The organism is Streptomyces sp. Ag109_O5-10, from assembly GCF_900105755.1.
Lineage (GTDB): Bacteria > Actinomycetota > Actinomycetes > Streptomycetales > Streptomycetaceae > Streptomyces.
In genome coordinates this window covers 1,784,674-1,796,527 of sequence record NZ_FNTQ01000001.1, presented here as the reverse complement: position 1 = coordinate 1,796,527, position 11,854 = coordinate 1,784,674, and the positions used below count along the sequence as shown (strand labels likewise).

Genomic DNA, 11,854 nt, shown 5'->3' with positions numbered 1-11,854 from the left:
CACTCCGTGAACACGGTCACCGACTCGTCGTCGGCGGCCCGTCCACCCCTGGCCCTTCGGCAGGCTGCCCCAGTGTGGCTGTTGCGGCGGATTGTTGGCGCGCCCTCGTCGTGGGGATGAAGCAGGAACTGGCGGGAGCCCAATCCCCTTCAGTGGGTGTCGGCGGGCACTCACCGCCGGGGCGGGTCGGGGACCGCTCGGCATAAGGGCCTGCGCGGTGTTGTTGGTGGACCGGCGCCTTCCGCTGCCCGCTGGGGCTCGTCGGTCACTGCGGGTCTGGTCCCGGGAACCGGGCCCTCACCTGCGTCTGCTTCGCTGGACTCCGCTGCTGTGCCCGTCGCCGTCCAAGCGGCGCAGTACAGCAGCAGCCTGGCCATGAGGTTGATCCACAGCACGACGGCGACCGGGACGGCGAAGGCGCCGTACATGCTCTTCCCTGCGACGCCCTGGAAATAGCCGGTCAGCAGCAGCTTGAGCAGTTCGAAGCCGACCGCACCGATCAGCCCGGCGACCACGACCGCACGTCGCCCGGGATGCACTCGCGGCAGCCGGGTGAGCAGGTAGACCAGGAGTAGGAAGTCGACGAGCAGGGCGATGGCCAGGCCGGCGAAGTACAGCAGCACCCGTCCCGCGCTGCCCTCGATCCCGACCTTGTCGGCGGCCCAGCCGACCGCGCTGTTCGCGAACACCGAACTGCCCATCGCTACCAGCCCGACCACGCCGAGACCGACCAGTACCCCGGTGTCCTTGAGTCTGAGCAGGATCGGATTCCCCGGGTCCTGCTCCTTTTCCCAGACCGCACGCAGGCAGCCGCGAAGGGCGCCGACCCAGTTGATGCCGATCACGAGCAGCAGCGCGCCTGCGATGAGCCCGACGGTTCCGGCGTTCGCGACGAGGCTGTTCAGGTTCAGCAGGTTGGAGAGGCCCGGTGCCTGGCCGGCGATCTTGTCCTGGAGCTTGCTGAGCTGGTCCTTGCTCAGCAGCTTGGCGCCGATCGCCGCGCCCGCAGTGATCAGAGGAAAGAGTGCGACGAAACTGATGTAGGTGATGGCGGCGGCGAGCCGGGCCCAGTGGGTCTTGGCCAGCCGCTCGTACGCCCGCCACACGTGCGTACGCATCAGCCGTGCGATGCCAGGAAGCCTTGTCAGCCAATCCATGGTGAACACCTGCTCTCAGCGTACCCACGGGGGGAGAGAGAAGCAGCATGTGGCGGCGAAACCCGCTTTCCGCGCTGAGATCGTTCGGCCGCCAGTTCAGGGACAGAGCAGTCGCGGTAACCGACTTGCATGCACTGCGAACCCGCTGGAGGGCCCGGATTGTCGGCGGAAACCTTGATCTCCCGAGCGGCGGAAACGATCACCACCCACTGGCGGACCCCAAAACTCCCCGCAGACAGCGAAAGTCCCCGCTTGTCACGGCTTCCACTCCTAGCGGGACGGCTCAACTGGAACCATCGACCCGTACCGCGCCGGGTCCGGGGCGGAGTGGTCAGTGCTTGAAGACGTCCTTGATCTTCGCCCCGGCCTGCTTGATGTTGCCCTTGACTTGGTCTCCGCGGCCTTCGGCCTGCAGGCGCCGACTGCCGGTGGCGCGGCCGGTCGTCTTCTTGGCGCCACCTTTCATCGCTTCGGCTTTGTGCGCGATCTTCTTCGAGATACTCATGGGTTACCACCCTGGGTGAGTAGTCTGCTGGGGTTCACGGTGGCAGGAAGATCCATGGCGCTGGCCGGTCACCGAGCTGCGCGTGGGGGCGGTCTACCGGGGGCGGATCGGTGCCCGAACAAGTGCAGCCTGCTCCGACGCCCGCCGTCCGGGGCGGGAGCGTGATCACCGTGGGGTGAGTCCCTCTGCGCGTTCGCGTTCTCCGCGCGGGCGGGCTCGCGTTGGTCGCCCAGGTCGTCGCGGCCCCTCCCGGCAAAAGGCGCCTCGCGGCGCGACTCCTTGACTCCGCGGCGCGACGCGCTGCCCCGGCGAGAAGCGCGGCGGCGTGCACCGGTCAAGAGCAGGCTCAGCCCGAACAGGGCCGCCGCTCCGACGACGATGCCGGACAGGAACAGCGTGCCGGTGGAACCGGTCATGCCGTGGCCGAATACCGAGAACCCGCCGGTGAGTTCATGCCCGCTGCCGCGGTTGGTGAGAACACCGGCCACGCCGACGACTACCGCGGCGATCAAGACGATGAGTCCGAGGATGGCGATCATGACCCGCTCCAAGGATCTACCTGCTACACCCACGGTAGAACCGCGCCGTCCATGAAGCCACCGCGGCAGGGACGGCAGGATTCCCTGGGGACTGGCGGCTCACTTCCTGGAGACCATCGACCGCGACAGCGCTCGATCTTCCAGGTGGCCGTAGGCGAGCGAGGGCTTGGTGAGTCAGCGCGGTATTGCCGCTCGAAGAGCACCCCAGCCGGGGCGAGCCTGGTGAACCGGCCAGCGCACTGCTCCCCACTGCCGGTCAGCACCTCCTCGGATGGCATTCCAAAATGCCACATGGTCTCGGCGAACGCCGCTGCGGACCGCCCGGCCCGACGGCTCCGCCGCGACCTTGGCGATCACGACAAAACGGGAATGATTTCGATCCCCGTGATCAGCTTGCACCCCGGCCTCCGGCCAAGAACACCCCACCCATCCACCCGGTTCCACCCCGGAGACCGGCGACCGACACAGCGAAGGCATCTCGCCCGGACGGCCTGAAACATCAGGAGGTCAGCGGGATTTGGAAGCGGTTGCCGTGAGGGGCAGGTGAGCGCCACAGTGGGAGGGAGAGCATTGTGCGAGATCGGAGGACACCGTGATCGCCCTGGGAGTCATTCTGCTCGTCATCGGGTTCCTGGCCAAGATCGCCATTCTGTGGACCATCGGGATCATCCTGCTCGTCATTGGACTGATCTTGTTGCTCCTGGGCGCTGTTGGGCATGGGGTCCGCGGGCGACGGCACTACTGGTAGAGGGCCTCGACACCCGCACGGCGATGAAGTCCCGCGCGTGTAGAGCCGATGGCCGGCGATGTAACGACGGCCGTGTGTGGCACGCGTCGTTGCGTGCTCACCCGTGAGATCAAGATCGTGTGGGGAAGTCCCGATGAGAGTGCGGCGCACCGCGTGCCTGGGCAGTACGTCACCGGTGGCCGTTGAAGCCTGTCGTGCGGGGCGCGCCGAGCTGCATGCGGCTCAGTCGTTTCTGAAACATGGCTGCCGGTCGTGGGCTGTAAGGAGTGGAGGATGCGATGTCGACCATCGTCATCATCGTGGCTGTCGTGGTCATCCTGGCCGTGGTCGCGCTGGTCCTGCGGACCACGATCCGGCGCCAGCGGCTGCGGGAACGTTTCGGGCCGGAATACGAGCGCACGGTCCAGGCGAAGCACAGCCGTGGCGCGGCCGACCGCGACCTGAGGGCGAGGGAGGAGCGGCATGAAACGCTGGAGATCAGGCCACTGCCCTCGACGGTGCGGGACCGGTACGCCCGGGACTGGACCAGCGTGCAGGAACACTTCGTCGACCGTCCCGACCAGGCCGTGGGCGAGGCGGACCGGCTCGTGACCACGCTCATGAGCGAGCGGGGCTACCCGACCGAGGGTTACGAGCAACAAGAGCGGGATCTCTCGGTCGAACACGCCCAAACGCTGCAGCACTACCGCATCGCCCACGAGATCAACGAGCGCGCCGGCAGCAGGGGCACGTCAACCGAAGAACTGCGGAGCGCGATGGTCCACTACCGGGCGTTGTTCGAGGAACTGCTGCACGACGGCGGCACCGCTTCGTCGGACAAGGAACGCCGATAGTGCCCAGCAGCCGGGAGCGTGACCACCGCATGGAGGTGAAGGGACATGCAGAGAGAAGGACCATTCGGGCGCGACGAGTATGCCGAGCCCGGCCAAGAGGGTCTGTCCACCGAGGACATCGCCCGGCCCCGGACAGATGCACCGCAACAACCCCCCGACGATGACCTGACGGCAGCCCCCGCAGCCGACCGGGCTGCGCCCAGGACCAGAATCACGGACGCGGCCGAAGGGGAGCCGGACGCCGCAGCCGGCGGACACGACGCGTCCGCGCAGAAGCCCGATACCGCCCCGCTTCTCGGACCCCAGGAGACAGAGGACCTCCGGACCAGGTGGCAGGAGATCCAGCAGGGATTCGTCGATGACCCGCAGCAGTCGGTGCGTGCGGCAGACGCGCTCGTCGCCGAGGTGATGCAGCTGCTCGCCACCACATTCGCCGACCACAAGCACGGGTTGGAAGGTCAATGGCACCGCGGCGAGGAGGTCGCCACCGAGGACCTGCGCAAAGCCCTGCAGCAGTACCGGTCCTTCTTCGACCGCCTGCTCAGCACCTGACCCTCCGCCGGCCGACTGCGCAAAAGGCCACGCCGTGGCGCAGTCGGCCGTCGCTTATCGAGTTGCCCGCAGCGGAGCGCCGACCGCGTGCGTATGCCGCAGCGCGGACATTGGAGTCGATCAGGCCCGCCTCGGTGTACGGCACGCCGCGTCGGTGGCAGCGCTCGCGCACCACAGGCCGGGTCAGGCGCAGGCTGTGGCGCGGCATGCTCGGAAAGAGGTGATGCTCCACCAGGTAGTTCAGACCGCCCAGGGACCAGTCGGTCACCCGTCCGCCCCGCACATTGCGCGAGGTCAGCACCTGGCAGCGTAGATGCCCCCGCCGTTCGCCGTCCGCCTCAGGCATCGGCATACCCTTGTGGTTCGGCGCGAAGGAGCAGCCCAGGTGCAGCCCGAACAGCGCGTGATGCAGCAGCGCGAAGACCGCGGCGACACCCACCGGCATCGCCGATGACAGCAGGTCCGCGTAACCGATCAGGTGCGCGGCGAGCAGCGCTCCCTCGACAGCCCCCACGTGCTGGCTGCCGCTTGAGGCCCATGATGCTGGCGACCTTCAGCGCGAAGCCCTCCAGCAACGGCATCGGGTAAAAGCCTTGCCTGACGTTTCGTCACAAAAGTGCGAAGCCTTCGCGTTCGACGGCCTGGGCCTGTCTCCACCCCAACGCGCCCACTTCGACGTCCGGATCCTTGCCCACGTGATTGGGAGGGGTGTGGTGCCGGTTGAGACGCGGTTTCCGTGTTCATCCTGTAGATCATGTCGGCACGGCCTGACCCGGCTCCACCGCTGTCACCAGGACGGCGACGGTCACCGGACCGGGGGCGTCCCCTTCCGCTGCCGCGGCCACCGCCGCCCGGACGGCGAGGGAGACATCAAGGGCGCGATGAGTCTCGGCGACCGCCAGATGGATCTGGAGGTGTCTGCCTGGGGGCTCGTCGCTGTCCTCGATCCGGACGGGGCACGCAAGACCTCCCCTGGCCACGGGCCCGGGCACTCCTGGAACGGGGGCGAGGCGGGTCACACCGGGGACAGCCATGACAACGGTGGCCAGCTCCGCTGCCGGGTCCCGCACAGGCACCGGCCCGGGCGACGGGTGCTCGGGCTTAGTGACCGCGACGTGCGAGGCACTGGTTTCTCCCGCTGCACTTTCGCAGGCTTCGGCCGCGGTCGGCTGCTGCGCCGACCGCGGCACCTCCAGCAGGTCCGTCACATGCAGATTGACCTCGGCCACTACCAGCCCGAGACGTTCAACAGCCGCTGCGAACAGCGTATGCCGCAGCTGCTCCGCGACCTGGGGCAGGGGCTGCCGCGCCTGCGCCGAGAAATCCGCCTCGATCCGCAGCGGTCCGGGCGGCAGTGCAGTCCGGGGCGCCGGGACACTTGGCTCCGGCGCTGCTTCCGGGTCGGCCAGGCGAATCCGCAGCGTGCCCGGCCGAATCCCGGATACTCCGGAGGCTGCGCGGCTCAGTACCCCGCCAGCGGCTCGTTCGGTGATCCAGGACCCGTCCTCCGGCCCGCCGAGCGGCAGTAGTCGGCCCAGGCCGAGTTGCTGCCGTACGGCCTGGGGCCATCCGTCATCCGTCATCGGTTCTCACCCCTTCTCTTACCGCGTTCTTCCACTGACCTGCTGTGCCCAGACTGCCGGAACCACCCTGTTGCGGCTGCTCATGCCACCTGTTCGGTGGGGCGGTCCCACGTCTGCCGTATCCCTGGAGCAGTGCCAGCCAAACGGACCTGAGGTGGAAAAGCGGGCGGCTGTCACCTCTTCTGGGAAAGGGACGACCGGCCATGACCGAGAGCGGACAGCAGAACCGCCCCGAGGCATCCGGAGCAGAGTCCATGGGCGAGGGGACCAGGAAGAACGCCGGCGTGAAGCGCGGCGACCCGGGCGCGCGGGGTCAAACCACCATCGCCGAGGGTGTGGTCGAGAAGATCGCCGGGATGGCGGCCCGTGATGTGGCCGGTGTCCATGCGTTGGGCAGCGGCATCTCCCGGTCCTACGGTGCCGCGCGGGAACGCGTGGAAGAGCAGCCGGCGGGCACGGTGCCCGGGGTTTGACCCCGCGCGCCCGCCGTCCAGCACGCGCTGCAACTGCGGCTGGATCTTCTGCCGCCGCCTCCTGCCGGTGTGGGTGGTGGTCTTGCCGACGAGCTGGAAGAGAAAGCCCCGTTCGTCGTCGAGACGGAGCACCCGGGCGAGCGCGTCCAGCACGGGCGCGGACGCCTGCATACGGCCCTGTTCGAGATGCGTGTAGTAGCCGGTGCTGATGCTGGCGTGCTGGGCGACCTCTTCGCGGCGCAGCCCGGCGACCCGGCGGGGGCCGCCGTTGTCGGGCAGGCCCACAGTGCGCGTGCTCAGCTCGGCGCGACGTTTCTTGAGAAATTCTCCCAGCTCGTTGTAGGGGAACATTGCCGGTCATGCCGCTCAGCGTGACACCGAACGCATCAGAGGAAGGAGGGAGGGTTTCCACCCGGGATGTCTCCCTCCCTGGATGCCTGTCTCCGCATTTCGCTCCTGCCCTGGCATGTGGGGCTCGGCATAGAGCAGTGCGCGCGGCGATCCGAGCGCCGTGCAGGCAAGGTCCTTCCCAAGCCCGAGCGAAGCCCCTCCATCGACAAGGACTCACCATGACGACCTTCGCCCTCGTCGGCGCCGGCCTGGGGCTCGCCACCGACCGCCGCTTCGGAACCGCCGGACACCCCCTCGCCCTCACCTCCCTCAGCGCCGGGAAGCTGGACGGGCTGACCGCCGAGCTGGCCGGCGACGGCATCTTCACCGCGACGTCCTCGACATCGAGTCCCTGGACGCGGCCCTGTACGCGGCGGCAGCCACCCCTGGGGTCCATCGAAATCCTGCAGTACAGCCTGGTACCCCGCGCAGACTTCACGAAGCCGGTCGTCGGCAGGACTGCCGACGACCTCGACGCGCCCCTCGCTTCTCCGTCAAGGGCCCCGTCCCCGCGTGCATACCGTCCTGCTCGGCATGCGCGACTCGGCGGCGGCACCCTTCTGTTCAACGGCGGCAGCGCCGCACGCCCCCACCCGGACCGCGCCGGCACCTCGATCGCCTTCGCCGCCGAGAGCGCCTACGCCCGCATGCTGCACGACGCCCTCGCCTCGGAGAACATTCACACCACCCAGTTGATCATCCCGGGAGCCATCCGCCCCGACGCTGAGCACAGCAGCCCTGAGGCGCTGGAACACCGCCTGTACGACATACCTCAAGCGCCACGGCTGCCGCCACTACGCCGAGCCCCTGCCCGACTGACCCGCGGCGCCACGTCGAACGCCAGGCACGCGGGACCGCGAGGGGGAAAGCCGGCCAGGGCGGCATTGCCCGGGTCGCAGGCGTTCCCGTGCTGGGCGAACCAGGCGAACGAGTCCGCCCTCCTCGACGTGCTGGCGGGGACGGCTCACGAGGTGGTGCTTCCTCACTGCGTACTCGCCGGTGTGGACCAGGCGATATGGCGAGCCAAGGGGCAGTCACATCCGCCAGGAGCCGCCTGCGAAGGCGTCTTCCCGCACGGTGCGGATGGTGCGACCGACGAGTTCGCGCAGCACGGGCCACATCTGGGGGAGTGGTTCCGGTTGAGGTGGCGCGGTCGTCGTGCAGGCACTGTGCAGGGCGGTGCGGTACAGGTCCACGCGCCGGCGAGGTTGCTCAGGTCGTACGGGTCATCCCGGATCAGGCCATGTGCAGCGGCAGCTTTACGACCGCATGCGCTGGCCGGGCATGGTGGTCTGTTCCACCCGAGGAGGGGGATGGGCTGGAGGTCATGACGTTCACTTGACGCGTGTTCTGGCAGGGCATCACCCGGCTGGTCGCGCAGGTCATGCCAGGTGAAAGGCGAACCCCCGCAGGCTGTCCTTGCGGGAGTTGAAGGAAAAGCGGCCGGGTTCCGGCGCCGCTGATGGCGGCCGCTGCTCACGGTGGGCCCATGGGCTGTCAGCGGGCGGTGTAGCCGCCGTCGACGGGGAGCGCGACGCCGACGACGAAGCCCGCGCCGGGGCTGCACAGCCACAGGACGGCCTGGGCCATCTCGTCGGCGGTGCCGAGCCGGTTGATCGGTTGGTTGGCTTCGGCCTGGGCGCGGTCGAGTTCTCCCCTGGCGATCATGTCGCTGACCATGGGGGTGTCGATGGTGCCGGGGCAGATGGCGTTGATACGGATGCCGCGGGGCGCGTATTCGAGGGCGGCGCTTGTGGTCAGGCCGATCACGCCGTGCTTGGTGGAGTGGTAGGAGGCGCGGCCGGGGATGCCGACCAGGCCGCCGAGGGAGGAGCAGTTGACGATGGCGCCGCCGCCCTGCGCGCGCATGTGGCGCAGTTCGTGCTTCATGGACGCCCAGACGCCGCGCAGGTTGATGGCGTGGACCTTCTCGAACTGCTCGAGGGACTCGTCGGCGGCGTCGGTGGGCGGGATCTGGATGCCGGCGTTGTTGTAGGCCATGTCGAGGCGGCCGAAGGTGGCCACGGTGCGGTCGACGGCAGCGGCGACCTGGTCCTCGTCGCTGACGTCGCAGACCAGGGCGAGGGCCTGGTGGCCCGCGTCGGTGAGGTCCTTCGCCGCCGCGTTCACGGCCGTCTCGTCGATGTCGGCGAGGGCGACGGCGGCGCCGGAGGCGGCGAAGGCGCGGGCGGTGGCCAGGCCCATGCCGGAGCCGGCGCCGGTGATGAAGGCGACCTGGCCGGTGAAGTCGTAGGTGGGGTTCACGGGGTTCCTCCTGCTGGACGAAGCGAGTGTTGGGCCGGGCGGATTCAGGATCGCGTCGATGTCCTTTCGGCGGCCTGCCGTGGTGCGGGGGGCCGAGTGTCGGGGGTGCTCCGTGCGACGATCCGGTTCGCTCCGGGCTTCGCGTCGGTGACCGGCGCGATCAGCGGTAGCGAGGTATGGCCCGTTAAGGGCGCCCCGACCAGCGCGGGGCCGGTCACGCCGAGGGAGGGGCGAGGGCCTGGCCTGCCGGGGCTGAGCCGGCGTTGTAGGCGGACGTGGTCGGCGTCGAGGTCAGGGTGGGCGCGTCCCCGGCGAAGCGGACCGCGAGGGCGGTGACGACCGGGTTGACCGTGAACCCGGTCAGGGCCATCAGAAGGATCAGGGATCGTCGCGGTCATGGGGCGCCGGCCGCCGATCGCGGTGCCCGCCCAGTGAACCGGTGCCGGAGGCGGCCAGGTCCGGAGCGGCAGGGCTCCCCGGGAGGCTGGCTTGCCCGGCGCAGGAGCAGCGGTGTGGGGCATGACGACTTCCGTGGTCGTGGAAGGGATGGCCAGGTGGAAAGGGTCTTCAGCTGGCGGGCTCGACGGTGATCCGCTCGGCTCTTGCCAGCTGCTCGACGGGGGCGTCGAGGTGGCCGAGGATCAGCAGGTCGGCCGAGGGGGCCGGGCCGTCCTGGTAGAAGACGGCCAGGTTGCCCCACGGCGCGTAGTAGGCCAGATCGCGGGCCTTCGCCGCGGACGGCTGGGGGGCGCCGTCGGTGGTGAGCTTGCGTGGCGGGTAGCCGATCCGCTCCGTGCCGTGGAAGTCCTCCAGCGCGAGGGTGAGCGGGAGCAGGCCGGCCAGGTCGCGGCCGGCGGGGCTGTCGTTCAAGGTGCCGTCGGCCTTGTGGCCGTCGATCGTCAGGCGAATGCGCATGGCGTTGATCCTGTCGGACGGTGCGGACGATGTGCCTCGCGTGGAAGTCGACGGGTGCGAGGACGGCGCAGCAGGCGGCGGGGGATCGTCGCACGCCGTCATGGGCCAGACCAGGATGGCGAGCAGGACAGTGCGAGGAGGGCGCGAAGCACGGGCCTGTTCCTCCCAACTCCGCTGGGGCGAGTGAGCAGCCGCAGCATCCTGAGCGCGGCAGTGCCGAAGGCGAGCGCCGGTCGGATGCGACGGCCCGGTACGAGGTTCAGCTGGTGGCCGGTGCGGCGGCGTACTCCTCGTCGGTGACGGGGGTGAGCCAGTGCACGACGTCGTGGTCGGCGTCGCTCTCGTTGATGGCCAGGTGGACCATCAGCCGGTTCGGCGCGGCGCCGTGCCAGTGCTCTTCGTCGGCCTCGAACAGGACGCGGTCGCCGGGCCGGATGACCTCGATGGGTCCGCCGCGGCGCTGGCACAGGCCGATGCCCTCGGTGACGAAGACGGTCTGGCCGAGCGGGTGGCGGTGCCAGTGGGTGCGGGCGCCGGGCATGAAGTGCACCAGGGCGGCGCTGACCCGTGAGGGCTCGGGTGCGGCGGCGACGGGGTCGATGTAGACGTCGCCGGTGAACCAGTCGGCGGGGCCCTTGACGGTGTCGATCGAGCTGCGGGTGATCTGCACGGTTGCTTGCTCCTTGCTTCCTGTTCGGGAGGACGGAGTGGGTGGGTCAGGGCTTGAGGAGTGCCTTGATGGCGCGGCGCTCGTCCATGGCCCGGTAGCCCTCGGCGACCTGGTCCAGAGGCAGGGTGAGGTCGAAGACCTTGCCCGGGTCGATCGCTCCGGTCAGGATGCGGTCGATCAGGTCGGGCAGGTAGCGGCGCACCGGAGCGGGGCCACCGCGCAGGCCGACGTGGGAGAAGAACAGCTCCTGGCCGTCGATGGCGACCTCGTGGGGGACGCCAACGAAGCCGACGTTGCCGCCGGGGCGTGCCGAGTGCAGGGCCTGCCGCATGGCCTGGGCGGTGCCGACACACTCCAGCACCGCATCGGCGCCGATTCCACCGGTCATGTCCTTGATCCGGGCCACGCCCTCGTCGCCGCGCTCGGTGACGATGTCGGTGGCGCCGAACTCCTCGGCGAGCTTCTGTCGCGTCTCGTGCCGGCTCATGACGATGATGCGCTCGGCACCCATCTCCTTGGCGGCGATCACCGCGCACAGCCCGACCGCGCCGTCGCCGACGACCACGGCGGTGGAGCCGGGCTCGACCTCGGCGGCGTCGGCGGCCCACCAGCCGGTGCCCATCACGTCGGAGACGGCCAGCAGACCCGGCCAGAACCGCTCGTCAGGGATCTCGTCAGTGGCGACCAGGGTGCCCTGGGCGTTGGGGATGCGCACGTAGTCGGCCTGGCAGGTGGACATGAACTCGCGGTGCAGGCAGTTGGACGGGAAGCCGTTCCGGCAGTTCGCGCAGCTGTTGTCCGAGGTGGCGAAGGAGCCGACGACGAACTGGCCCGGCTTGACGGCGGTGACCTCGGACCCGATCTCCTCGACGAAGCCGACGTACTCGTGTCCCATGGGATGCGGGTCGCCGATCGGCTCCGCGCCGCGGTAGGGCCACAGGTCGGAGCCGCATACGCAGGTCACGGCCGTACGGATGATCGCGTCGGTCGAGTGGAGGATCTTCGGGTCGTCCAGGGTCTCGAAACGGACGTCGCCGGGGGCGTGGATCACTGCGCCGCGCATGAGAGGGATTCCTTTGCGTGCCATGGCGTGCGGCCGCCGGATGTCCGGGGCCGCCGCAGAGTGCAGGACCGGGTGCGCTTTCCCCGCCTCGTCCCGCCGGGACGGAGCGGGCGGAAGCACCACGCCATCCAGGTAACCCGCTCCCGGGCCGCGGAGCGAGG

Annotated in this window: 12 protein-coding genes and 3 pseudogenes; 4 read left to right on the top strand and 11 right to left on the bottom strand. The window is 69.4% G+C overall.

The window, feature by feature from the left end:
* Window positions 1-170 precede the first annotated feature (170 nt).
* From BLW82_RS08245 to BLW82_RS08235, 3 genes are all read right to left on the bottom strand, one after another.
* On the bottom strand, window positions 171-1,157 hold the full coding sequence (locus tag BLW82_RS08245; RefSeq protein ID WP_093507921.1) for a YihY/virulence factor BrkB family protein: 987 nt from the start codon (window positions 1,155-1,157) through the stop codon (window positions 171-173).
* 331 nt (window positions 1,158-1,488) lie between these two features.
* Entirely contained in the window at window positions 1,489-1,662 is a 174-nt protein-coding gene (locus tag BLW82_RS08240) for a CsbD family protein (RefSeq protein WP_093498195.1), read from the bottom strand.
* Between the two features lie 68 nt (window positions 1,663-1,730).
* Window positions 1,731-2,201, bottom strand: coding sequence for a hypothetical protein (locus BLW82_RS08235; RefSeq protein WP_093498194.1), 471 nt, complete (start codon window positions 2,199-2,201; stop codon window positions 1,731-1,733).
* Between the two features lie 592 nt (window positions 2,202-2,793).
* Here BLW82_RS08235 and BLW82_RS44315 point away from each other — a divergent pair.
* From BLW82_RS44315 to BLW82_RS08220, 3 genes are all read left to right on the top strand, one after another.
* Complete coding sequence (locus BLW82_RS44315) at window positions 2,794-2,949, top strand: DUF6131 family protein (RefSeq protein ID WP_093498193.1); 156 nt, start codon at window positions 2,794-2,796, stop codon at window positions 2,947-2,949.
* Between the two features lie 278 nt (window positions 2,950-3,227).
* On the top strand, window positions 3,228-3,782 hold the full coding sequence (locus BLW82_RS08225) for a hypothetical protein (RefSeq protein WP_093498192.1): 555 nt from the start codon (window positions 3,228-3,230) through the stop codon (window positions 3,780-3,782).
* 375 nt (window positions 3,783-4,157) lie between these two features.
* On the top strand, window positions 4,158-4,334 hold the full coding sequence (locus BLW82_RS08220) for a hypothetical protein (RefSeq protein ID WP_177232875.1): 177 nt from the start codon (window positions 4,158-4,160) through the stop codon (window positions 4,332-4,334).
* 54 nt (window positions 4,335-4,388) lie between these two features.
* On the opposite strand, the pseudogene BLW82_RS08215 reads toward BLW82_RS08220, so the two are convergent.
* Window positions 4,389-5,053: pseudogene (locus BLW82_RS08215) on the bottom strand (fatty acid desaturase); the annotation flags it as partial.
* Window positions 5,054-5,086: 33 nt separating this feature from the next.
* Window positions 5,087-5,917 (bottom strand): hypothetical protein, encoded by an 831-nt coding sequence (locus tag BLW82_RS08210; RefSeq protein WP_093498191.1) that lies wholly within the window; start codon window positions 5,915-5,917, stop codon window positions 5,087-5,089.
* 203 nt (window positions 5,918-6,120) lie between these two features.
* Here BLW82_RS08210 and BLW82_RS08205 point away from each other — a divergent pair.
* Window positions 6,121-6,354: pseudogene (locus tag BLW82_RS08205) on the top strand (Asp23/Gls24 family envelope stress response protein); the annotation flags it as partial.
* A gap of 51 nt (window positions 6,355-6,405) precedes the next feature.
* Here BLW82_RS08205 and BLW82_RS08200 read toward each other — a convergent pair.
* The 6 genes and pseudogenes from BLW82_RS08200 to BLW82_RS08165 all read right to left on the bottom strand — a co-directional run.
* A pseudogene (locus BLW82_RS08200) lies at window positions 6,406-6,751 on the bottom strand (helix-turn-helix domain-containing protein); the annotation flags it as partial.
* A gap of 1,526 nt (window positions 6,752-8,277) precedes the next feature.
* Window positions 8,278-9,045 carry a glucose 1-dehydrogenase gene (locus BLW82_RS08185; RefSeq protein ID WP_093498190.1) on the bottom strand — a complete coding sequence of 256 codons (768 nt, stop codon included), beginning with the start codon at window positions 9,043-9,045 and terminating at the stop codon, window positions 8,278-8,280.
* A 214-nt stretch (window positions 9,046-9,259) separates the two neighbouring features.
* Window positions 9,260-9,415 (bottom strand): hypothetical protein, encoded by a 156-nt coding sequence (locus tag BLW82_RS08180; RefSeq protein WP_256215702.1) that lies wholly within the window; start codon window positions 9,413-9,415, stop codon window positions 9,260-9,262.
* Window positions 9,416-9,612: 197 nt separating this feature from the next.
* On the bottom strand, window positions 9,613-9,960 hold the full coding sequence (locus BLW82_RS08175; protein ID WP_058079689.1) for a cyclophilin-like fold protein: 348 nt from the start codon (window positions 9,958-9,960) through the stop codon (window positions 9,613-9,615).
* Between the two features lie 259 nt (window positions 9,961-10,219).
* Window positions 10,220-10,630 (bottom strand): (R)-mandelonitrile lyase, encoded by a 411-nt coding sequence (locus BLW82_RS08170; protein ID WP_093498189.1) that lies wholly within the window; start codon window positions 10,628-10,630, stop codon window positions 10,220-10,222.
* Window positions 10,631-10,676: 46 nt separating this feature from the next.
* Complete coding sequence (locus BLW82_RS08165; protein WP_093498188.1) at window positions 10,677-11,693, bottom strand: zinc-dependent alcohol dehydrogenase family protein; 1,017 nt, start codon at window positions 11,691-11,693, stop codon at window positions 10,677-10,679.
* Between the last annotated feature and the right edge of the window lie 161 nt (window positions 11,694-11,854).